This window comes from Pseudomonas fluorescens, from assembly GCF_902498195.1.
In the GTDB taxonomy this organism is placed as follows: Bacteria; Pseudomonadota; Gammaproteobacteria; order Pseudomonadales; family Pseudomonadaceae; genus Aquipseudomonas; species Aquipseudomonas fluorescens_BU.
This window is the reverse complement of record NZ_CABVIY010000003.1, coordinates 818,987-840,548: the sequence shown is the minus strand read 5'-3', so window position 1 is coordinate 840,548 and position 21,562 is coordinate 818,987. Positions and strand designations below refer to the sequence as shown.

Genomic DNA, 21,562 nt, shown 5'->3' with positions numbered 1-21,562 from the left:
GCTCAGGCTACCAGTTGATGGCAGCCGTACACCACCAGCACGCCGGCAATCAGCGTGGCATAGGGCAACCAGCCCGCGCGCTTGAGACCCGTATCGGCCTGGACATACAGGTCATCGAGCATGGCCTGGGGGAAGCGGCCCTTGTCCTGCACGTAGTGGCGGAACCAGAACACCGGCAGGATCATCAACGCCAGCAGCAGCCCGGTCACCAGGGTGCCCGCGCCCCAGATATCGGCGCCCAGGCCCATGCACGCCAGGTTGACGAAGCTCAGCACCGCGCCGGCGGCCAATAGCACGGTAGGCGCCTTGTACGGACGTACCCAGTCCGGGCGATCCATTCGATGGATCCAGCCGGCATTGAGGTTGAGGAAGTTGAAGATGATGTAACTGACATTGGACGCCGCGAGCACGAACACATAGTCAGACATCAGCAACAGCAGCAGATTGAATGACAGGTCCGTCCACATCGCCGCCGTGGGGGCGCCGTGTTCGTTGGTGCGGCCCAGGTATTTCGGCAGCCAGCCGTCCACCGACGCCTGATACAGGGTGCGCGAGGAACCGGACATCGAGGTCATGATCGCCAGCAGGGTCGCCAGCACCAGCATGATCAGGACGATGTTGGCCACCACTTGACCGCCGCCAATGCTGTCGGCCATGACCTGGCCAACCCCCATGCCGCTGTAGATGGCCGGCGACAACAGGCCGCTGTAGACCGCCGGCGTGACGATTGCGCCGCTGGCGTCGAGCACCGCCGGCGTCACCAGTTGCCCCAGGCCGAGGCTGCCCTGGAAGGCCAGGGGCACCAGGGTGAACACCAGGATGCACAGCAGGCCGCAATAGAAAATCGCCTTGAAGGTGTCGCGCTTGGGGTCCTTGAATTCCCGGGTGTAGCACACCGCGGTTTCGAAACCGTAGGTCGACCAGGCCGCCATGAACAATCCGCCGGCCATCAGCGACCAGCCGGACAGGTCCCAGGGCCCGTCGATGACTTGCCCGGCCGCATCATGGGCCAGGGGGTAGAGCGGCAGGAAATTGGCCTGGGCCGCGTCGCCGGTGAACAACGGCACCACGCCCACCAGCAACAATGGGATCAGCGAGGTCACGCCCAGCACCAGGGTCAGGCGTGCCGAACGCAGGATACCGCCGTGCTGCACCGCGAACACCGTCAGCAGGATCAACAGGCCGATGGCGAACGTCGCGTTGATCCGCAGGGACAGCCCGCTCTTGATCCAGCCCAGATCGACCAAAGTCAGTTGCCAGGTGTTGATCAGGGCATCGGCGGGGAACAGGGCGGTCAGGATGTAGCCGGCCGCCAGCCCTGAGCCAATCGACAGCACCGGTGACCAGGCCAGCCAGTTGCACCACACCGACACCGGGGCGATCAGCTTGCTGTAGCGCACCCAGGCCACCGCGCCGTAGACCGAAGCGCCGCCGGACTTGTGCGGGAACAGGCCGGCAATTTCGGCGTAGGTGAACGCCTGGATGAAGCCGAACAGGATCGACACGATCCAGACGATCCACGCCGGTTTGCCCACCGTTGCGGCAATCGCGCCAATGGAGAACAGCACCAGGGCCGGAACGCCACTGGCGACCCAGAACGCCCCGCGCCAATCGATCTTGCGGTGCAGGCTGCCCGCTGTAGGGGCGGCCTGCGGTACGGCCTCGAACGTCGTCGCTTCCATCTTGGTATTCCCATGTCTGAGTAGAACCGAACCCTGTAGGAGCGAGCCTGCTCGCGATGGACATCCAGGCACCGCGGGTAGTCAGGCGCCCCGCGTTATCGTTGACGATCATCGCGAGCATGCTCGCTCCTACAGGAGGGGGGTGTATGGGCAGTCAAAAAGGTCGATCAGCTACGCACCCGGCTTTTGTCCGGGTCGTAGAAAATCGCTGCGCTGACCGTGGCGCTGATGCGCTTCTGAAGGCCATCGACTTTGCCGATTTCCAGTACCGTGCCGGGATCGGCACACGCCACATCCACCCGGCACAACGCGATGTTGCTGGCCAGCAGCGGCGAACGGCAGGCACTGGTGATGACGCCGACCTGAGCCCTGCCGCGATACACCGGGTCACCGTGGTGAGCCCCTTCGTTGCCGCTCAGGTGCAGGCCGACCAGTTTGTGGGCCGGATGGGCGCTGCGCCGCAGCAGGGCGTCGCGCCCGATGAAGTCGTCGGTCTTGCTTTTCAGCGGTACCGAAAAACCGATTCCGGCTTCGAACGGGTCGGTCTGGTCGCTGAACTCGTAGCCGGCAAAAATCAGCCCGGCCTCGATGCGCAGCATGTCCAGCGCTTCCAGGCCCAGCGGCACCACGCCCAGGGGCTGGCCGAGGGCCCAGATGCGGTCCCAGACCTGCCCGGCATCGTCGGGGTGGCACCAGACTTCGTAGCCCAGTTCACCGGTGTAGCCGGTGCGCGAGATCATCAACGGGCAGCCGTCGTAGCCGTCCAGGCGACCCACCAGGAAACGGAACCAGCCGAGGTTTTCCAGGCTCGGCTGGCCGGCGGGTGTCCAGACCATCTGCTTGAGCAGGTCGCGGCTCATCGGGCCTTGCACCGCCAGGTTGTGGATCTGCTCGCTGGCCGACTTGATCCAGACCTTCATGCCGAGCGCCTGCGCCTGCTCGCGCAGCCATGTCCCGGCGAAGTCTTCGCCGCAGATCCAGCGGAAGTTGTCCTGGCCCATTCGCAACAAGGTGCCGTCGTCGAGCATGCCGCCGTGTTCGTGGCACATCGCCGAATACACCACTTGCCCCACCGCCAGGCGCCGCACGTCGCGGGTCAGGCAGTACTGCAACAAGGCCTCGGCGTCGGGGCCGGTGATGTCGAATTTGCGCAGGGCGGTCAGGTCCATCACCGCCACCCGTTCGCGGCATCCCAGGTACTCCTCGATGGCGCCATAGCCGTCATAGCGCAGTGGCAGCCACCAGTTGCGGTAATCGACAAAGCTGCCGGTCATGGCGCGGGTGCGTGAGTGAAAGGCGGACTCACGGGTGAGAATCGGGTCGGCATCGGCCGTGGTTCGAGTGCTCATGGCGATCGAAAAGCGCTCCTTGTCACTGTAGAGGCGGACATGGATATCCGTGGGGTTCCAGCCATTGGCCGGGTCGATGTCATCCGGGCACGAGGTACTGCCGCACAGCAGGTCGGTCATGGCCCGCAGCAGCACGTAATCGCCGGGGCGCGACCAGGGTTCGTCCAGGGTCATTTGCTGGTGCGCGTCGACCCTGGTGTTGAAGAAGAAATTGATCGCCGGCCAACCGCTGCGGGCCGCCACGCCATGGGCGGCCAACACCCGGCTGAGGTTGTCGCTGCAGTTGTCGTGCCCGAAATAGCCGTGGCTCTCGTAATAGCGCGCGGCGCAGGCCAGGGCGAACGAGTCGTGGCGCCCGACGGTGTCTTGCACCACCTCCAGCATCGGCTGCATCTGGCGGTCGAAAAACTTCGAAAACAGCCCCGGTGCCGGGTAGGCGCTGCCGTTCAGGGTGCGGGTGACGGTCTGGTCCAGATCCAGCTCCAGCCCGCGATCCAGTGCCCGTCGATCCAGGGCGACGAAGTCCGAGCACTGCCGGCCAGCGACATCCAGCACCTGCACGTACTGGCCTTTGCCGACGGTGTAGCTGTGGGCCGTGCCCGGCTTGAGGGTGAACTCGTCGAGCAGTTCACCCAGGGGTTCCGGCAGCGCGGGCAACAACAGCGACGAAGGATTGGCCCGCGTCACCCACAGCCTGAGTTCGCTGGGCCGGTATTGCCGGTCCACCGAAGTCGGTCCGGCCGGCGCGGCCACGATCACCAGCACGTCATCGCTGGCGACGAAGTGCCGACTATGACCGGCCGGGGTGTCCTGGTCCCAGAGCGACGCCGCGTCGGGCAGCTGTCGCGGGTCGATACCGCGCCGGCGCAGCGCCTGGACCAGCCGTTGCGCCTGCACGCTGCCGTCGGCCAGCCGTTCGGCGATGAAGCCACAGGCCGGCGAAGCCTTCAGCGCCCAGTCCGCCAGGGCGCTGTGACCGCTCGCTGCCAACGCCAGCAGCTCGCAGGGTTGCCGACCTTCGAGGTCGATCACTTGCAGGCTGTCGCCGGGCGCCAGGGCGACCAGGGTCAGGCCACCGCCCGCGACCCGGTAGCGCTCAAGGTTCGGAGCGCGGGCAAACAGGCCAGGCTCCCGGGGTCGGGAAATGCGAGGTGCGTTCATGGGCAGGCTCCAGGGTCAGCCGACGGATTTGATGGCGGCCGGCGGCTCGCCGAGGTACGCCGCCATGGAGTCGTCCAGGGCTTGCAGCCAGGGGGTGTGATGGGGAGGCGACTGGGTGCCGGTCATCAACGAGCGGTAGGATTTGTCGCGATAGCCCATGATGTTTTCCGCCTTGTCGTGCTTCCAGTGCAGGAAGGTGTCGTTGACGGCGGCGATGTCGAAGTTCGGGTAGTCGGTGGCGTCCACCAGGTGCTGGATGTAGGCCCCCTGGTACTCGAACATCTGCTGGTTGGTGTGCAGGGTCTGTTCGCGCTCGTGCCATTGCTGGCTGTCGGCAATCATTTGCGCCTGGCTCGGCAGCGCGATGCGCCCGAGTATGACATCGCGGGCATACCAGGCCTGGGCGTCGAACATGTTGAAGGAGTACCACTGATCCTGCATGCCGAGGTAGATCAGCCGGGGGTTGGGTTCCCAGAACACGCCCTTGTAGAGGTTCATCGGCCACAGGCGGTTGTCGGTCTTGAGGCTCAGTTCGTCCGGCAGGAACGGGAAGTGATGCTTGTAGCCGGTGCACAGAATGACCGCGTCGATGTGCTTGCTGCTGCCGTCGGCAAAGTACGCCCGGTTGTTTTCCAGGCGTTGCAGCAGGGGCTTTTCTTCCCAGTTGTCCGGCCAGGCATACCCCATCGGCGCGGTGCGGTAGCAGCTGGTGATGCTGCGCGCGCCGTATTTGTAGCATTGCGAGCCAATGTCCTCGGCGGAATAGCTGCTGCCGACGATCAGCAGGTCCTTGCCCTTGAACTCCAGCGCCTCGCGGAAATCATGGGCATGCAGGATGCGCCCGGCAAACTGTTCGAACCCCTCGAAGTACGGCACCTTGGGGGTAGAGAAGTGGCCGCAGGCGTTGATCACGTAGTCGAAGGTTTCGCAGGTCAGGGTATCGCTGTTGTAGTCGTGGGCCTGCACGGTGAAGCGCTGGCTTTGCGCGTCGAACGTGACCTGGCGCACCACATTGTTGAAGCGGATGTAATCGCGCACGCCGGCCTTTTCGACCCGGCCCTTGATGTAGTCCCAGAGCACTTCGCGCGGCGGATAGGAGCCGATGGCGCGGCCAAAGTGTTCTTCGAAGGTGTAGTCGGCGAACTCCAGGCATTCCTTCGGCCCGTTCGACCACAGGTAGCGGTACATGCTGCCGTGCACCGGTTCGCCGTTCTCGTCCAGCCCGGTGCGCCAGGTGTAATTCCACATGCCGCCCCAATCGGCCTGCTTTTCGTAGCACACCAGTTGCGGGATGTCGGCACCCTGGTCGCGGGCCGACTGGAACGCTCGAAGTTGCGCCATGCCACAAGGACCGGCGCCGATGATTGCTACGCGTAAAGTCATGATCGTGCCTCGTAAAAGCGCTTGGGAGAACAGGGTGCTCAGCGAAAGATCACTGTCTTGTCCTGGTTGATGAACACCCGGTGCTCCAGGTGGTATTTCAAAGCCTTGGAGAGGGCGACGGTTTCGGTGTCGCGGCCGATGGCGACCAGTGAGTCGGGCAGGTGGGTGTGGTCGACGCGCTGGATTTCCTGCTCGATGATCGGCCCCTCGTCGAGGTCGCTGGTGACGTAGTGGGCGGTGGCACCGATCAGCTTCACGCCCCGGTCGTAGGCCTGGTGATAAGGCTTGGCGCCCTTGAACCCGGGCAGGAACGAGTGATGGATATTGATGGCGCGCCCCGACAACTGCTGGCACAGGCCGTCGGACAGGATCTGCATGTAACGGGCCAGCACCACCAGGTCGGTGCGGGTGTCCTCGACGATGCGCATCAGCTCGGCTTCCTGGCTGGCCTTGCTGTCCGGGGTGATGGGCAGGTAGATGAAGCGGATGCCTTCGCGTTCGGCCATGGCCCGCAGGTCCAGATGGTTGGAAACCACCGCCGTGATGTGCATGTCCATCTCGCCCTTGCGGTGGCGATAGAGCAGGTCGGTCAGGCAGTGGTCGAATTTGCTGACCATCAGCAGCACCCGGGTCGGTTCACTCGTGCAGAACAGCTGCCACTGCATGTCGAAGCCGCCGGCCAGGTCGCCCAGGTCCTCGCGCAGGGCACCGACGTCACCGCTGACCCCGGTGTTGAAGCGAAACACCGCGCGCATGAAAAACTGCCCGGTGAACTCATCGTCGAATTGCGCCAGCTCGCTGATGTAGCACTGCTGCCGGGCCAGGCAGGCGGTAATGGCGGCGACGATGCCGGACGCTGCCGGGCAGTTGATCTTGAGAATGTAATGCTCGTTGCTGATGTCCATTGAAGATTCCCAGGTTGCAAGTGAGGGGAAGGTTCAGCCCTTGGCCGTGCGCTTGGTTTTTTGCGGGTCGTCGAAGGGCAGGGCGTGGGTCACGGCCGGCGTTTCCTGGCTGCCACGCACCTGCAGGGCGATGCCGGGAAGGGCGCAGGCAACGCTCAGGCGCGCGATGGCCATGGAGCGTTTGCTCAGGCGCGAATACATGCCGCAGGTGATCACCCCGACTTGCTTGCCGTCCTGCCAGAGGGTGTCGCCGGCCTCGGCGGCGCGCACGCCTTCGAGCAATACACCGGCGATCTTGAAACGCTCCTGGCCACGCAGCCGGAAATGCTCGTCGGCACCACGGAATTCGCGTTTTTCCGGGGACACGGTGAAATCCAGGCCCATTTCCCAGAGGGTGTCGCCGGCCTTCTGATCGGCGAAGGGGTACATCTGCGAGTTGTCGTAGGGAAAGAACATCAGCGAGCTTTCGACGCGCAACCAGTCCAGCGCGGTAAAGGCGCAGGGGATGATGCCCAGGCTCGCGCCCTGTTCGAGAATCGCGTCCCACAGCGCCGGTGCATCGGCCGCCTTGCAAAAAATTTCGTAGCCGCGCTCGCCGGTATAGCCGGTGCGGGAGATCATCACCGGGCGGTCGAACAGGCGGGTTTGCAGGTGATGGAAGTACGGCAGCTGGCGGATCCCGGGAACGTGCTCGGCGAGAAAGTCCACGGCCAGCGGCCCTTGCAGCGACAAGTCGTGCAGGTCGTCATCGAACAGCACCGCCACTTGCCGGCCCTGGGCTGAGCGCACCAGCATTTCATGGCCGTTGCCGGCACCATGGACCACCATGAAGGCGTTGGGGCCGGTGCGGTAGACGATGCAGTCATCGACGAACTTGCCGTCCTCGTCGAGCATCGAGGCGTACACCGATTTGCCGGGATAGAGCTTGGCGATGTCGCGGGTGGTGGCCCATTGCAGGAGACTTTCGGCGTGAGGGCCGACGTAGTGGACTTTTTTCAGCCCCGAGACATCCATCAGCCCGGCGCGGGTGCGGATAGCCTGATGGTGGTCGGCCAGGTCGCTGGCGTAGGTCCAGGCCGTGCCCATGCCATTCCAGTCTTCGAGGTTGGAGCCGAGTGCGCGGTGCCGTTCGGCCAGTGCGGAAATACGCCATGAGTGTGTCATTGGAGAATCCTTGTCGGGAAAGTGGGGGAAAAGGTCAGGCTTGCGGGTCGAATTGGCTCAGCCACTCGACCAGGGTGGTGCGATAGCGGCCCATGCCCTTGTATTCGGCGATCGGCTCGGGCAGATCGCGCAGCACGCGGTGCAAGCGGCAGCCCCAGCCCGGCTGGGTGACCAGTTCGTTCATGCTGATCAGGTAGGTGCGGATGCTGAACATCACCGCGTGGCTGCGGGGCAGGCGTGCCATGACTTGCAGCTCGACCCGCAGGTGCACCTGCTGCCCGGCGTTTTCGGCGGTGATTCGGCCACGGTCGGCACCCCATTCGTGGAAGGTCTCGGGCGAGGAATCGAGGCGCGGATTGATCGTCAGGGTCCAGTTCAGGCGCCGGACCGGTCGCCCCGCTTGCAGGGCCAGCAGGTACTTCAGCGCCCGGTCGAACACGCCCATCTGGTGAGCCATCGGCACGGGGGAATGCCATTGCTTGAAGCTCATGCCGGCGTCGAACGCCAGGGACCAGTCAGCCGGGCTGGTGACCATGCCGGCGTCCATGTACAGGTCGCCGTCGCGCTGGTCGAGCAGGGCGAAATCGCCCTGGACCTGACGGGTGATGAACTCCAGCGGCTCGCAGGGCAGGCTCGCGGCGTCGCCAAAGACAAAGCGCTGGTCGATGTTCAAAAGCAGGTTGCGCCAATGCCAGTGGTCACCCTGGCGATCGAGCGTGAACCACTGCGGGTAGTCGGCGGCGAGATGCTCCATGAGCATTTGCAAGGCATCCCAGGCGGCCACTTGCATGTGCGGCATCACCAGGTAACGGCGCGGGTCCTTGTCCAGCACCAGCGCGCGTTCGGCCATTTCCGAACGGTAGTGTTCGTCAATGTCGAAGCCGTGCTGGTAGACCGAACCGGGATCGCGGGAGATGGCCGGTTCAATGTTGACCGAATACAGGTAGCTGTCCTCGGTGAACGGAAAGGGAAAGCGGCGGATGGCGGCGGGGCTGTTGCGAAAGCTGAAGTCGTTGCGGTAGCTCTGCACGGCGCTTGATGGAATGGTCATGGTCGACTCCTAAAGGTCCAGCGAAACGCAAGGCCCGCAGCCGCGAGAGACGCAGGGCATGAGAAATCCGGCTTGTTCGGCGGGGCTCAGGAAACTGTCGCGGTGCTCGATTTCGCCGCCCAGGTGACGGGTCATGCACTGGCCGCAGACCCCGCCCCGGCACAGGTTGGGGACTTGCACCCCGGCGCTTTCCAGCGCTTCGAGCAGGCTTTGCTCGGCGCCGACCCGCAGGCGTCGCCCGCTGCGCAGCAGTTCCAGGTCGAAGGGTTTTCCCGGTTCGGCACCCTTGAAGGCTTCCCAGTGCACCCGCACCAGGGGCCAGCCCAGGGCCTGGGCCTGCTGGCGAACCGCGTCGATCAAGGGTTGCGGGCCGCAGGTGTACAGGTGGCTGCCCAGCGGGCGGTCGCGCAGGATCCGGCCCAGGTCCGGGCGACGGTCATAGGTGTGCAGGCGCGACCCCAACCGTTGTTGCAACTCTTCGAGGTAGGCATCGCTCAGGCCCGGACGGCACAGGTAGTGCAATTCGAAGCAGGCCTGACGCTGCTCCAGCGCCGCGATGTGCGACATGAACGGCGTGATGCCGATGCCGCCGGCGATCAGGATGTGCCTGCTGGCGGTCGAGTGCAGGGCGAAGAGATTGGCCGGGGCTGAGATCTGCAGGGTGTCGCCGACCTGGACGTGCCGGTGCAGGTACTGTGAACCACCACGGGAGCGTTCCTGCCAGCGCACGGCGATGCGGTAGTGCTGGCTGTGCGCCGGGTCGCTGGTCAGTGAATAGGCATTGCGCAATGGGCCGCTGCCCAGTGGCAGGTGGACCTGCACATGACTGCCGGGGGAGAAGCCGGGCAGGGCGCCGGCGCACGGCGCCAGGGTCAATTCGCGCACCACCGGCGTGAGCATCCTCGCCGCGCTGACCCGCACGTTGAGCACGCTGTTCATGCGCGGCCCCCCGCGTAAGGCTGGTCGGGGTTGGTGCAGACACCGAGGTAAGCCCCCAGGCGCCGGGAAAAGTGTTCGCGTACTTCCAGGCCGACGTCACAACCGATGCAGGTGTGTGTCGGTTGCGCTGCCGCCGCCTGGGTCAGGCCGCAATGCACGCAATACACCTGGCGCTGGCCGACGACGGAGCGGGTAATGTCGATCTCGTCCTCTTCCAGCCCGGCGTTGCGGGCCTGGCCGTGGATGCGCCAGATGAAGGCCTCGTCGCCCATGATGTACAGGTGAGTGCCGATGGTGGCGCTGGCCAGTGCCTGATCCAGGCGAGCGCTGAAGTCGGCGTTCTGCTGGTTCAGCACCAGGGGCTGATCCAGCTCGCCAACGAAGGACGCGCAGGCCGCCGCCGATTGCAGGGCCACGATATGCCGGGTGGCGGCTTCGCGCGGATGCGGCGGGCGATAGCGCGGCAGGCTATGGAGTCGGTCCGGGGCGATGCTGTGTCTATCCGTCATGCTGGCTTTCCTGATTGATCCGCGCCTGTTGGCAGGGCGGGAAAGAGGCGTGGGAATGGGATGTTTTGTTTCCTGTTGGGGAAGATAATTTCCTATGGGGAAAATTCTCTCAATCTGGAAAAAGGGTTACCTCTTTGGAGATAGGCCTTGTTTTGTTGGGGCGGGGGGACACTGGGACGGGGTACATATCCGTTGCTGCGGTCACGGCGGCTAATGGTTCCGCTATTACAGCGGGTCACTTGGAAAAGCGCCAAGTAACCAAGCGCTTTTGCCCCTTTTGTTCGGTGCCTCGCTGGGGCTCGGCATGCCCTTGTTCCGGTCCTGCTCCGTGGGTCGCCGCGATGGGCCATCCCTGGCCCAGCGCGGCTAAACCGGCGTCCTGCCGGTTTACCCACTGCGCAGAACCTCCTCTCGGCCTCACGAGGGGGCGTACACCGCAAAAGCCAAAGCGAGGCGGCCTGATAGCCGACCTGCTTTCCCGGATGTACGCGTGCCCCTGTAGGAGCGAGCCCTGCTCGCGAAAAACGTCAAGACACCGCATTCATTCAGACAACCCGCGTCATCGTTGACGACCATCGCGAGCAGGCTCGCTCCTACAGGGATCGGGGCACCAGCCAACGTCAGGCCGGCTACTAGGCCGCCTCGCGAAAAGCCAAAGCGAGGCGGCCTGATAGCCGATCTGCTTTCCCGGATGTACGCGTGCCCCTGTAGGAGCGAGCCTGCTCGCGATGGATGTCCAGACACCGCGTTCATTCAGACAACCCGCGTCATCGTTGACGACCATCGCGAGCAGGGCTCGCTCCTACAGGGGTGATTCGCAACCCGCAGTGATTCAGGGCATGGAAGTTGCTCGTCTTTGCTCATAGCCGAGCAAGCGGACAAGGGAGTGGGGGATAGTGCGAACACGAGGGCAGTGGTGGCCGCTCTGGTTGGCGGGTGTTCGTGACGGACAGGCGCGCAATGTGCGCAAGCTGTTGGCCGGGTTGCCCTTGTCCCAGGTGCACGGTGACGGTGCCTTGCCCGGTTTTGCGGACCGTTTCGAAGCACTGGTGCCCAATTGCAGGCTGACACTGATCCTGGGCGGCACGGATCAGGGGCCGGCCCGGCGCGCTTTGGTCGAGGGTTGCCAGCAAGTCGAGGACTGCCCCTGGCGCGCCCCGTCCCTGACGGATGACACCCAGCCCTGCGGGCCATGCCGGCAGCGGGGCGTGCATCGCCTGGTGTGTGCCTTGCCGCCGGGCGACGCGGCAAGCCCGGGCGCGTTGTTGCTTGATACCCCACGACCGGCCGGGGCGAGCTGGCGCCAGTTGCTGGAAGAGGCGGCGCAGGCCATCGGCGTCAGCCTTCGCCTGCTCTGCCACACACGAGAGCAACAGCGCAAACAGGCCACGTCCCGCAACGGTGCCCTGGCCCGCGAGCTGCACGACTCAGTGGCGCAACAGTTGGGCTATCTTTCCTTTCAGGCACGGTTGCTGCAATCGCACCTGGCCGAGCCGGTGCAGGCCGGTGCGGTGTTGCAGGAATTGCGCGATGGCTTGAGCCAGCTGCAACGCCAGGTGCGCGAACTGATCACCAGTGCCCGCCTGACCATGGACGGCCGTTCGTTGCGCCAGGCCCTGGCCGATTCCGTCGCGGAGTTCTCCAGGCGCTGCATCATTGTGTTCGAGCTGGACAATCGCTTGCCCGACGATGCCTTGAGCCCGGAAACCGAATTGCAGGTGTTGCAGATCATTCGCGAGGCGCTGGCCAACGCGGTACGCCATTCCCATGCGCGGCATGTGCGCATCGAGTTGCGGCAAGACCAGGACGGTGATGTTTCGGTGTCGATTGAAGACGACGGCATTGGATTGAGCCCCGCGTCCGGGGAAGAAAACCATTTCGGCCTGGCGATCATTCGCGAGCGGGCCGCGAGCATTGGCGCCCGGTTGACCCTTGAGGCCATCCGCCCGCACGGGGTACGCGTGCACCTTGGCCTGTGCCGCCAGCAACACTTGCCAGAGGGGAGTTTCGATGGATTGCACGACCTTGTTGTTGATCGATGATCATCCTTTGTTTCGCAAGGGACTGGCACAGTTGTTCGGCGCCAGTGACGACTTCGAAGTGGTGGGGCAGGCCGCCAGTGGCCGGGAAGGCATCAACCTGGCGGTGAACCTGGCGCCGCGGCAGGTCCTGCTGGACCTGCACATGCCGGGCCTCAGTGGCTTGCAAGTGCTCGATGAACTGCGCCAGCTGCGCCTTGATTGCCAGGTCGTGGTGCTGACCGCTTCGATGGACCGCGCCGAGTTGCTGATGGCCTTGCGCCTGGGGGCCAGCGGGTATGTGCTCAAGGAAACCGAGCCCGAGGCCTTGCTGGCCTATATGCGCAATTGCAACGAAGGGGCAATCGTCCTGGACTCGACCCTGATTGCCCTGCTGGCCGACCAGCGCGAGCCGGTGCAGCGCCCCGCGCCCGATGCGGATCAACTCGACACCCACCATCTGACCGAGCGCGAAGGGCAGACGCTGGCGCTGATTGCGGCGGGCATGAGCAATAAACAGATCGGCCGGGAACTGGGCATCAGCGATGGTACGGTCAAGACCTACGTGAAGAATCTGTTGCAGAAGCTCGGCCTGCACTCGCGCCTGGAATTGGCGGCGTGGGTGCACAACGGCGCCTGTACCCGACATCAGGAGCGCCATTAAATGATGGAATGGCCAGAGGCACTGGTGCAGGAAGCGACCCTGCACCTGATGGATCGCTTTCCCGCGGCGCTGCTGGAACTACGCGATGATGGTCAGATTGTCCATTTCAACCTGGCCTGGATCGATCTGATGGATGTGCCGCCCACCGGCCACAACCTCATCGATTATGTGCACCACGAAGACCGTTCGCTGTGGCGCCAGGCGCTACACGAATTGCGGCGCCGTCCTGACATCTCCTTCAATCAGCGGCTGCGTTTCGTCCATCCTTCAGGGGACATGCGCTGGTTCGAGGTCAGCCTCAAGCGTGGCAGGCAGGGTTATTACCTGGTGGTCGGCGACATCACCGCGCACAAACGGCGCGAGGTTGCCTTGCTGGCCAGCCAGCGCAGCAGCACCAGCTTGCTCGACAGCATGCCGGGGCTGATCTATCGCGGGCGCAACAACCGGGACTGGACCATGGAGTTCGTCAGCGCCGGGTGCCTGCAATTGACCGGTTATCCTGCGGAGCGGTTGATCGACAATCACGAGTTCACCTACAACAGCCTGATTGTGGCGCAGGATGCCGATTACGTCTGGCGCGAGGTTCAGTACGCGCTGTCGCGTCAGGAGCCGTTCGAACTCAACTACCGGATTCGCTGCGCCGATCAAACGATCAAGTACGTGTGGGAAAAAGGTGTCGGAATCTACGCCGACACCCGTGAAGTGCTGGGGATCGAAGGCGCCATTTTCGAACGCTACAACGGCCAGGACAGCGCGCGTTGAGTGCCCGCGAGGGATCATCCACCACTGACTTTCCAGTGTTTGACGTTATCGGCAAACACCATCTGCTTCATCTCGTGCGCGATGCCGTACGCCAGTGACTCATGGGCGGCGATGACTTTTTCTTCCGCCGACAGGCAGTGGAAAATATCGAGCTTGGTCGCGGCATCGGCGGTTTCCAGCGCGTAGATCTGCACGTAGCGGGCCAGGTCATTGTCCAGGCTCGACAGGTATTCGCGCAGTCGTTGATGGTCGACCGATTTCTGGCTGAAGTACCAGTTCATCGGGTGTATCAAGTACCGGGCATGGGGCGAGGTGATACGCCGGCCCGCCGCCAGGAACATGATGATCCCCATCGACTCGATATTGCCGGCGTTGATGGCACACAGCGGCACCGGCAACGACTTCAGGAAGGTGTAGAGAGTGAAGCCGAAATTGGTGCTGCCTCCGCACGTGGACAGATTGAGCAGCAGGGAGGTGGCGCCCTGATCGATGGCCTCCAGGCAGCAGTCCCTGAAGCGCTCGGTCGTTGCCTGGTCTATCTGGCAGTGAAAATGCACGATGTGTTCTGTCATTGACTGACCTCCCGGGTGCGAGTCGCTCGAGGCAATTCTACGCGTTAATCCGTTGAACAAACCTTGACCCTTTGATCTGAAACTCCAGCATAAGGTGCCCTGGATCGCATAAGGACCGCCAGTCGAACGGGCGCATTTTCGATGGAACCAAACCGCCTGATCCACTCGTCGCGAGCCAGGCGATTGCGTTCAAACTTTCGATTTTCTGCATCCTCCGAATAAGACGGGCCCCTTGCTCGTACCCATGATGTAGAGGTGAACAGAAATGGCCAATACAGGAAATAAAAATCCAGGCAATTTTTCCAATGATCCGGACAAGGCGTCGCAAGCCGGCAAGCAAGGCGCAGGAGCGCCGGGTGCAAACATTGAGAAAGATCCACAACGGGCGTCCGAGGCAGGCCGAAAAGGCGGACAGGCTTCGGGCGGACAACCATCGCGCGATAACGATCGCATGTCCGGTGGCGGGCAGGCCAATCGCGGTGGCGAATTCACCGACGATAAGGACAACACTGCCAAACCAGGCCAGAAAGGTGGCCAGGCCTCGGGCGGACGGCAATCCAGTGACGCGGACCCTATGACCCGTGGTGGTCAGGGCGCCGGTCGCGGCAGCAACATGGCCGACGACCGCGACAAAGACTCGAAAGCGGGTCGCGATGAAGGCGGGATGAGTGGCGGCCCAGGTCGCAAATCCTGATGCAGCTAACCCGGCGTTCTGCCGGGTTACTTATTTCACACTACTTGCGGTGGCCCGGGTTGCGCTGATCTGTAGGAGCGCAGCTTGCTCGCGATGGAGGCCAACGATAACGCGTACAGTCTGAACGAACGCGTTGTCGGGACGTTTTTCGCGAGCAAGCTACGCTCCTACAGGCGAGTCACCGTAAGAACGACTGCGGCGATTCTCTCGGCCTCACGGTACGTTTCGGTTACCAGTTCTTCACCAAAGACGTCGGGATCCATCTCCCGGTACGTCCATGCCAGGTCAGACCGGTCGATCAATGGCCATGCCTGCTCGAAGAGCAGATCAACCCCCTCAACAGAGGGTGCACCGGTGTAAAGAAGCAGGCTGCCACCCGCAGATAATTGCTCGATCGATTGCTTGAGGATTCGCACTGACAACTCCGATCCCAGATGCTCGCCGCCATGCCGGTAGGCGCGCCGCTCTGTGTCTTGCATGTACGGCGGATTGGCAATGATCAGGTCGAAATGGCCGGCTGTGCCTGCAAGGATATCGCTGTGGGACACACAGATATTGTCGACGCCAGCCAGGGTCGCATTGATGGTCGTGTACTTCAGCGCGGTGGGATTGATGTCCAGCGCTTGTACTTGTGCGTTTGGTCTTGCCCTGGCTATCAGAATGGCCCCGACACCGCTCCCGCACCCGATGTCCACGGCCGTTCGTATCGGGTGCACGGATGTACGTAGAAAACCCTCGATCGCCTGGGCGAAGCGATAAGTATCGGGGCCGAAAAATACCGAGTCGTGGGCCAGGGTCGGGAAGCTGGAATGAACGAACAGCAGGTCATCGAGGCTGGACCAGCGTACGTTGCTCAGCCACAGGTCAGCGTCGGCGTGCAGCACGCCGCTATCAAGCAACGCCTGGTGTTCCTGCCCTGCCAGCAAACCGGTCTGAAACGGGCGGCTCCAGCCAAAGACATCCCTGAGGCTGCGTGCCGTGCGATTTGCCACCCGTTCGTTGACTCGCTGATGAGTCAATGGCGTGACCGTCACGAATCGATAGTGCTGCGCCTGCAAGCGTCGCCCCAATTCAAGCAGCGCGCGATCATGGCTTTCATGTGCCGATGCTGCCGTGGCCAGGTCCAGGGACATGTCGGAGTGATTCATTGCGCTAGCAATCCTTGAGACAGACGTTGGGAGAAGAGCTGGGTGGCGGCCAGTCCTTGCGGCGTCGGGTGTGAGTGCGCAGCCATCAGCGAGATGAGATCTTCAACCGGCAGGGTGGTTGGCGGTGTCGCGGACTCGACGGCCGAATCGACCCGTTCGCGGCGACGGAAACGGTTTCGAAACGGATCGGCGGTGGTCGCCGCAGGTGTTTGCCAATCGCCGGCAATCCAATCGTTCAACAGTTGTTTTTCATACCCGTTGAATATGCCGAACATCACCGCGCCGGGGCCGTCGATCAGTTGCCAGAAGCGGCTGTCTTGCGGGTCTTGATGACGCTTGATCCAGCCTTTGTTTTCCAGGGCCGCGAGCAGCGCTCTGCTTTGACCTGGGGTGGCCAGCCACTGGTTGATGGTCCGTCCTTCCAGACGGCAGAAGTCCGAGTGCATGTGCTGGCCGAAGGTCGCCTTGTGTTCAAGCATGGCGACGACTTGCTGCTCAAGGTCAAAGGAGCGAATCACATCGGTGGAGTTTTTACCGAGATCATTCAACAGGTAACCCGCGCGCAAACGCTCGAGGAACTCACCCCGGGCCTGGTCATTCGGCAACAAATTCACAACGGCTTCGACGGCCTTCAGTGCATGGCCCGAGCTGGCATTGTCGATGGTGACATGGAGTGTGAAGTAATACGGGTCGATGCCAAGCTCATTGAGTTCGAAGGCCGTGATCAGCAGATGCAGGGGCAGTTGTTCGTAGCCAAGGTTGTAGCCGAGCATCTCCGGCAGGCATTCGTCGCAAAGCCTTCCGAGCGCCAGCTGAATCGTGCCCTGTAGATACAGAACGTCATCGAGCGGGGCGACCGCCGAGCAGTCGTGTTCAGCGAGAAGGTTGCGGTAGAGCACTACATGGTTGAGCGCCGGATCGCCATCGCCCAGCTCTTCCAGATAGGTGCGGATCAGGCCGCGAAACCTCCAGTCATCGGCATGCCTGAGGGTGCCATACAGCCAGGCGCCGTCTACCAGTTTGCTCGGTGCGACCTGTTGAAGGAAATACAGGGCATGTGCTTTGTTGCTGAAGAATTGCCTGCGATTGCCTGCCCGGCGGCCTTCCAGATAGGTGTGATAACGCTTCGCCACGGATTGGCACTTGCCATGCACCCACCCCGAAAGATCAGCCACGTCGGCGGGAAGGTCATTCGCAAGACGCCTGGTTTGATCCAGATGTTGTTGCAGGTAGTGACGCAGGCTGTCCTGATCGACCTCGTCAGGCGTCCGGATCAGCCGGGTGTAAAGCGACAGATGAGTGCCCAATGGGATGGGCGCCTTGGAAGCGAGCTCGGGAAGAGGCTGTAGGGATGTCATGGCAGGCCTGCTGACTGTTCTCTGTGTTTAAGTCAGAGAGAGTCTCGCCACGATAATTCAAAAGAGTTGAGCGCCTGCCGATGGGCGACACCTGGAGGCTACCTTGCGGGGCCCGGCTTGCCGATTTACAGGCAGGGCTGGCATTGCCCTAGCACTCAAGGTTGCGGTTGGCGTTTTTGCCGACCTGTAGAATTTCTCCCGCCAGCCAGCTCACTGCCCGGTCCTGTTCGCGTTGTGCCAGGTACACCAGGTCCAGCTCGAAAGCCTCCAGGGCAAACGGCAAGTCATGCAGCTGCAAGGGCAGCAGGGCTGCAAAGTTACGCGCCAGCTGGGTCGGCAACACCACGCACAGATCGGATGCCGCCACCAGGTGCGCCGCCTGCAGGTAGTTGGGCGTGGTGTAGACGATCTGCCGAGACAAGCCTTGTTCCCCCAGCCACTGATCGACCATGCCGCGTGTCTGGCCGCCATGCACCCAGAGGTGGCGCAGGCGCAGGAACGTCTGGAGGTCCAGCGCGCCGGTGACCACGGGATGATCCTGGCGCAACGCGACTTGCAGGGTTTCACTGCGCCAGAGACGGCGGGCGAAACGCGCGGGGATTTCGTCGAAGCGCCCCAGCACCATGTCGAGCTGCCCGCGATCCAGCGCATCGACCGGCAGGCTGGGGGCCAGCGGGGCGATGTCCAGGCGCAGGTTCGGGGCGCAGTCTTGCAGGCGCGTCAGCAGACTGGGCATGCACAGCTGCTCGACGAAATCGGTCATGGCAATGCGAAACGTCTGGCGGCTGGAGCCCGGGTCGAAGCTTTCGTCGACGTTGAGCGTCTGTTCGATCTGTTGCAACGCCGAACGGATCGGACCTTCCAGCGCCAAGGCCTTGGGCGTGGGTTGCATGCGCCGGCCGATGCGCACCAGCAGTGGGTCATCGAGCTGTTCGCGCAGGCGCGCCAGGGCGTTGCTCACGGTCGGCTGGCTGAGCGCCAGGCGCTCGGCGGCGCGGGAGACGTTCTGCTCGCGCAGCAACACATCGAGGATGCGCAGCAGGTTGAGATCGAAGTTAGTTGTATTCATCTAGCAAATATCACGCATATGAAAATGAAATTTCTCAAATAGTAGGCGGCTGCTTAGGGTGTCGGCAATCCTTCTTATCAGTTTGGGAGCGTGGGCGTGAGCAACGGATTCGACGTAAAACAGGCAGCGGTCGTAGGGGCCGGAACCATGGGCCGGGGCATTGTCATCAGCCTGGCCAGTGCCGGCATTCCGGTGTTGTGGCTCGATGCCAATGCAGAGATGGTCACCGCGGGCCTGAAAATGGCCGCCGATACCTGGGCCCATCAGGTGGTCAAGGGGCGCCTCAGCGAAGAACAGGCCGAGCAGAACCTGGCCCGGGTCCAGGCGGTGGACAGCTATGCGGCACTGGCTGATGTCGACCTGGTGATCGAGGCGGTGTACGAAAACCTGGAGCTGAAACAGGACATCTTCCGCACCCTGGACAACACCCTCAAACCCGGCGCGATCCTGGCCAGCAACACCTCGGCGCTGGATGTCGACGCCATCGCGGCGGTCACCCGGCGCCCCGGACAGGTGCTGGGCCTGCATTTCTTCAGCCCGGCGCACATCATGAAACTGCTGGAAATCGTCCGGGGCGCGCAGACATCGTCCGCCGTGCTGGACGTCGCCAGGCAACTGGGACAACGCCTGGGCAAGGTCGCGGTGGTGGCCGGCAACTGCCGTGGGTTTATCGGTAACCGCATGCTCAAGACCTATGCCGACGAGGCCCGCAAAATGCTGCTTGAGGGGGCGCTGCCGCAGCAGGTGGACGGTGCGTTGCAGGCGTTCGGTTTCGCCATGGGGCCGTTTCGCATGTACGACGTGGTCGGCGTCGACCTCGAATGGCGCGCCCGCCAACTGGCCGGGAAGGGCATGGACAGCCCGCTGGTGCAGGTCGACAACGGCCTGTGCGACCTCGGCCGATTCGGCCAGAAGGCCGGTCGCGGCTATTACCAGTATGCCGAGGGCAGTCGCGAGGCCGACCATGACCCTGAGGTCGATGGGCTGATCGAACGCATCGCCAGTGGCCTGGGCTACCAGCGCCGGGCGATCAGCGAGCAGGAGGTTGTCGAACGCAGCCTGCTGGCACTGGTCAACGAGGGCGCGAAGATCCTCCAGGAACAGATCGCCGACAGTAGCCAGGACATTGACCGGGTCTACCTCAACGGTTATGGCTTCCCGGCGGCGGTGGGCGGGCCGATGAGCTGGGCCGATGCCCAGGGCCTGGCCTCGATTCAGCAGCGTCTGCAACGCTTGCAACAGCAGCACGGTGAACACTGGGCACCGGCGCCGCTGATTGCCGAGCTGGTGGCGGCGGGCAAGGGTTTTGCCGACGTGGAGGGCCGGGCATGAGCTACCAGGCGCCACTGCGCGACATGCGTTTCGTCCTGCATGAACTGTTCGACGTCACCGGGCATTGCCAGCAACTGGACAACGGTCTGGACCGCGAGACCATCGACGGCGTCCTCGAAGAGGCCGCCCGGTTTGCCAGCGAGGTTATCGCACCGCTGAACCGCAACAGCGACGAACAGGGCTGCCGCTTGCAGGACGGCGAAGTGACCACGCCGGACGGTTTTCGCCAGGCCTATAAACAGTTTGTCGAGCAGGGCTGGGCGAGCATGACCGGGCCGCTGGCGTTCGGTGGCCAGGGCTTCCCGCAAATGCTGTCGGCGAGTTTCCACGAGATGCTGATGAGTGCCTCGCTGTCGTTTCGCGTTTACTCCGGGTTGACCGAGGGCACGGTCCTGGCCCTGGATCGCCACGGCAGTGACGAACTCAAGCAGCGCTACCTGGCACAACTGGTCAGCGGCGAGTGGACCGGCACCATGTGCCTCACCGAACCCCAGGCCGGCACCGACCTGGCGTTGCTGCGTACCCGCGCGCAGCCCCAGGCCGATGGCAGCTACCGGATCAGCGGCAGCAAGATCTTTATCAGCGGCGGCGAGCAGGATTTGAGCGATAACATCATTCACCTGGTGCTCGCCCGATTGCCCGATGCGCCGCCGGGTGTCAAAGGCATCAGCCTGTTCCTGGTGCCCAAGCGGCTGCTCGACGCCGAGGGCGCGCCAGCTGCGCGCAACGCCCTGAGTTGCGGCGCGCTGGAGCACAAGATGGGCATCAAGGGCGCGTCCACCTGCGTGATGAATTTCGATGACGCCACCGGTTGGCTCGTCGGCCAGCCGAACCAGGGGCTGGCCTGCATGTTCACGATGATGAACGATGCGCGCTTCCAGGTCGGGTTGCAGGGCCTGGGCATCGCCGAAGCCGCGTTCCAGGGCGGCCTGGCTTATGCCCGTGAGCGCTTGCAGTCACGGGCGATCAGCGGGCCGGTGGCACCGGACAAACCCGCCGACCCGATCATCGTTCACCCCGATGTGCGGCGCATGCTGCTGATCCAGAAAACCCTCGGCGAGGGCTGCCGGATGCTCGCGGCCTACACGGCCCGCCAGCTCGATCTGGAACACGGCGCCAGCGATGCGGCGGCGCGTGAAGCCGCGACCCGTCGCGCCGCCTTGCTGATTCCTGTGGTCAAGGCATTCTTCACCGACTGCGGCCAGGAGGTGGCCAGCCTTGGCGTGCAGCTGTACGGAGGCCACGGGTTTATCCGCGAGTGGGGCATGGAACAGTTGATGCGCGACAGCCGCATCACCCAGTTGTACGAAGACACCAACGGCATCCAGGCGCTGGACCTGATCCGCCGCAAGTTGCTGGGCGATGGCGGCAGCGAACTCAATGCCTTGATCGACGAACTGGCCGCGCACGTGCATCAGGCAACGGCCCAGCCCGAGATGGCTGAATGCGTGGGGCTGCGTCTTGAAGAGTGGCGAGCGCTGGGCCAATCGGTGGTGCAAGCCTGTCGCCGTGATCCCGAGGAAATCGGCGCGGTGTCGGTGGATTTCCTCGCCTACTCGGCCTACGTGATGTTGGCGGCGCTGTGGTTGCAGGCGGCTGTGCGGGCCAGCCAGGCATTGGCGGCGGGCAGCGGCGAAGCGGCGTTCTACCAGGCCAAGCTGCAATCGGCCCGGTTCTACCTGCGCCGGGTGCTGCCACGGGCTGGCGCTCATCGCGAGGCCTTGCTGGCCGGTGCCGGATGCCTGATGGACATGCCGCAGAGCGATTTCGCCTTCTGACCCTTGCCCATTCAAACGGACACG

General features: G+C 63.4%; 18 protein-coding genes. 6 read left to right on the top strand and 12 right to left on the bottom strand.

Annotation, left to right across the window (positions count from 1 at the left end; translation table 11 throughout):
• Positions 1-2: 2 nt before the first annotated feature.
• The 8 genes from F8N66_RS14770 to F8N66_RS14735 all read right to left on the bottom strand — a co-directional run bounded on the left by F8N66_RS14770 (position 3) and on the right by F8N66_RS14735 (position 10,143).
• Positions 3-1,682, bottom strand: a complete 1,680-nt coding sequence (locus F8N66_RS14770; RefSeq protein WP_150770859.1) for an APC family permease — start codon at positions 1,680-1,682, stop codon at positions 3-5.
• Positions 1,683-1,849: 167 nt separating this feature from the next.
• Positions 1,850-4,192, bottom strand: coding sequence for a DUF1989 domain-containing protein (locus F8N66_RS14765; RefSeq protein WP_150770858.1), 2,343 nt, complete (start codon positions 4,190-4,192; stop codon positions 1,850-1,852).
• A 15-nt stretch (positions 4,193-4,207) separates the two neighbouring features.
• Positions 4,208-5,575, bottom strand: coding sequence for an NAD(P)-binding domain-containing protein (locus F8N66_RS14760; RefSeq protein WP_150770857.1), 1,368 nt, complete (start codon positions 5,573-5,575; stop codon positions 4,208-4,210).
• A gap of 38 nt (positions 5,576-5,613) precedes the next feature.
• The gene (purU, locus tag F8N66_RS14755) at positions 5,614-6,480 is read right to left on the bottom strand and encodes a formyltetrahydrofolate deformylase (protein WP_150770856.1); all 867 of its coding nucleotides are present in this window, start codon (positions 6,478-6,480) and stop codon (positions 5,614-5,616) included.
• 33 nt (positions 6,481-6,513) lie between these two features.
• Positions 6,514-7,644 (bottom strand): aminomethyltransferase family protein, encoded by a 1,131-nt coding sequence (locus tag F8N66_RS14750; RefSeq protein ID WP_150770855.1) that lies wholly within the window; start codon positions 7,642-7,644, stop codon positions 6,514-6,516.
• Positions 7,645-7,678: 34 nt separating this feature from the next.
• The gene (locus F8N66_RS14745; protein WP_150770854.1) at positions 7,679-8,695 is read right to left on the bottom strand and encodes a heme-dependent oxidative N-demethylase family protein; all 1,017 of its coding nucleotides are present in this window, start codon (positions 8,693-8,695) and stop codon (positions 7,679-7,681) included.
• A gap of 9 nt (positions 8,696-8,704) precedes the next feature.
• Entirely contained in the window at positions 8,705-9,634 is a 930-nt protein-coding gene (locus F8N66_RS14740) for a PDR/VanB family oxidoreductase (RefSeq protein ID WP_150770853.1), read from the bottom strand.
• The gene (locus tag F8N66_RS14735) at positions 9,631-10,143 is read right to left on the bottom strand and encodes a dimethylamine monooxygenase subunit DmmA family protein (RefSeq protein WP_150770852.1); all 513 of its coding nucleotides are present in this window, start codon (positions 10,141-10,143) and stop codon (positions 9,631-9,633) included. Before F8N66_RS14735 ends, F8N66_RS14740 begins: the two co-directional genes overlap by 4 nt.
• 896 nt (positions 10,144-11,039) lie before the next feature.
• Here F8N66_RS14735 and F8N66_RS14725 point away from each other — a divergent pair.
• Genes F8N66_RS14725 through F8N66_RS14715 form a run of 3 tightly spaced genes read left to right on the top strand, consistent with a single transcriptional unit; the run spans position 11,040 to position 13,587 of the window.
• Entirely contained in the window at positions 11,040-12,185 is a 1,146-nt protein-coding gene (locus tag F8N66_RS14725; RefSeq protein WP_150770850.1) for an ATP-binding protein, read from the top strand.
• Positions 12,154-12,825 (top strand): response regulator, encoded by a 672-nt coding sequence (locus F8N66_RS14720; RefSeq protein WP_150770849.1) that lies wholly within the window; start codon positions 12,154-12,156, stop codon positions 12,823-12,825. The genes F8N66_RS14725 and F8N66_RS14720 overlap by 32 nt, the downstream gene beginning before the upstream one ends.
• Complete coding sequence (locus tag F8N66_RS14715; RefSeq protein ID WP_150770848.1) at positions 12,826-13,587, top strand: PAS domain-containing protein; 762 nt, start codon at positions 12,826-12,828, stop codon at positions 13,585-13,587.
• A gap of 14 nt (positions 13,588-13,601) precedes the next feature.
• On the opposite strand, the gene F8N66_RS14710 is transcribed toward F8N66_RS14715, so the two are convergent.
• The gene (locus F8N66_RS14710; RefSeq protein ID WP_150770847.1) at positions 13,602-14,159 is read right to left on the bottom strand and encodes an ATP-dependent Clp protease proteolytic subunit; all 558 of its coding nucleotides are present in this window, start codon (positions 14,157-14,159) and stop codon (positions 13,602-13,604) included.
• Positions 14,160-14,424: 265 nt separating this feature from the next.
• On the opposite strand from F8N66_RS14710, the gene F8N66_RS14705 reads away from it, so the two are divergent.
• Complete coding sequence (locus F8N66_RS14705) at positions 14,425-14,853, top strand: general stress protein (RefSeq protein ID WP_150770846.1); 429 nt, start codon at positions 14,425-14,427, stop codon at positions 14,851-14,853.
• Positions 14,854-15,020: 167 nt separating this feature from the next.
• Here the strand turns inward: F8N66_RS14705 and F8N66_RS14700 are convergent, their stop codons facing one another.
• From F8N66_RS14700 to F8N66_RS14690, 3 genes are all read right to left on the bottom strand, one after another.
• Entirely contained in the window at positions 15,021-16,001 is a 981-nt protein-coding gene (locus tag F8N66_RS14700) for a methyltransferase (protein ID WP_412070734.1), read from the bottom strand.
• Positions 15,998-17,359 (bottom strand): iron-containing redox enzyme family protein, encoded by a 1,362-nt coding sequence (locus F8N66_RS14695; RefSeq protein WP_150770845.1) that lies wholly within the window; start codon positions 17,357-17,359, stop codon positions 15,998-16,000. Before F8N66_RS14695 ends, F8N66_RS14700 begins: the two co-directional genes overlap by 4 nt.
• A 148-nt stretch (positions 17,360-17,507) precedes the next feature.
• A complete protein-coding gene (locus tag F8N66_RS14690; protein ID WP_150770844.1) occupies positions 17,508-18,428 on the bottom strand; it encodes a LysR family transcriptional regulator in 921 nt (306 codons plus the stop codon).
• 96 nt (positions 18,429-18,524) lie between these two features.
• On the opposite strand from F8N66_RS14690, the gene F8N66_RS14685 reads away from it, so the two are divergent.
• Both F8N66_RS14685 and F8N66_RS14680 read left to right on the top strand, forming a co-directional pair.
• A complete protein-coding gene (locus tag F8N66_RS14685) occupies positions 18,525-19,760 on the top strand; it encodes a 3-hydroxyacyl-CoA dehydrogenase (RefSeq protein WP_150770843.1) in 1,236 nt (411 codons plus the stop codon).
• A complete protein-coding gene (locus F8N66_RS14680) occupies positions 19,757-21,538 on the top strand; it encodes an acyl-CoA dehydrogenase C-terminal domain-containing protein (RefSeq protein ID WP_150770842.1) in 1,782 nt (593 codons plus the stop codon). Before F8N66_RS14685 ends, F8N66_RS14680 begins: the two co-directional genes overlap by 4 nt.
• Positions 21,539-21,562: the final 24 nt, after the last annotated feature.

Excerpts from the sequence above, each read along its gene's own strand:
- F8N66_RS14770 (WP_150770859.1), bottom strand. The coding sequence starts at position 1,682 with ATGGAAGCGACGACGTTCGAGGCCGTACCGCAGGCCGCCCCTACAGCG.
- F8N66_RS14680 (WP_150770842.1), top strand. The coding sequence starts at position 19,757 with ATGAGCTACCAGGCGCCACTGCGCGACATGCGTTTCGTCCTGCATGAA.
- F8N66_RS14690 (WP_150770844.1), bottom strand. The coding sequence starts at position 18,428 with ATGAATACAACTAACTTCGATCTCAACCTGCTGCGCATCCTCGATGTG.
- F8N66_RS14710 (WP_150770847.1), bottom strand. The coding sequence starts at position 14,159 with ATGACAGAACACATCGTGCATTTTCACTGCCAGATAGACCAGGCAACG.
- F8N66_RS14705 (WP_150770846.1), top strand. The coding sequence starts at position 14,425 with ATGGCCAATACAGGAAATAAAAATCCAGGCAATTTTTCCAATGATCCG.
- purU (WP_150770856.1), bottom strand. The coding sequence starts at position 6,480 with ATGGACATCAGCAACGAGCATTACATTCTCAAGATCAACTGCCCGGCA.
- F8N66_RS14735 (WP_150770852.1), bottom strand. The coding sequence starts at position 10,143 with ATGACGGATAGACACAGCATCGCCCCGGACCGACTCCATAGCCTGCCG.
- F8N66_RS14715 (WP_150770848.1), top strand. The coding sequence starts at position 12,826 with ATGATGGAATGGCCAGAGGCACTGGTGCAGGAAGCGACCCTGCACCTG.
- F8N66_RS14760 (WP_150770857.1), bottom strand. The coding sequence starts at position 5,575 with ATGACTTTACGCGTAGCAATCATCGGCGCCGGTCCTTGTGGCATGGCG.
- F8N66_RS14695 (WP_150770845.1), bottom strand. The coding sequence starts at position 17,359 with ATGACATCCCTACAGCCTCTTCCCGAGCTCGCTTCCAAGGCGCCCATC.
- F8N66_RS14745 (WP_150770854.1), bottom strand. The coding sequence starts at position 8,695 with ATGACCATTCCATCAAGCGCCGTGCAGAGCTACCGCAACGACTTCAGC.
- F8N66_RS14750 (WP_150770855.1), bottom strand. The coding sequence starts at position 7,644 with ATGACACACTCATGGCGTATTTCCGCACTGGCCGAACGGCACCGCGCA.
- F8N66_RS14720 (WP_150770849.1), top strand. The coding sequence starts at position 12,154 with ATGGATTGCACGACCTTGTTGTTGATCGATGATCATCCTTTGTTTCGC.
- F8N66_RS14740 (WP_150770853.1), bottom strand. The coding sequence starts at position 9,634 with ATGAACAGCGTGCTCAACGTGCGGGTCAGCGCGGCGAGGATGCTCACG.
- F8N66_RS14700 (WP_412070734.1), bottom strand. The coding sequence starts at position 16,001 with ATGAATCACTCCGACATGTCCCTGGACCTGGCCACGGCAGCATCGGCA.
- F8N66_RS14765 (WP_150770858.1), bottom strand. The coding sequence starts at position 4,192 with ATGAACGCACCTCGCATTTCCCGACCCCGGGAGCCTGGCCTGTTTGCC.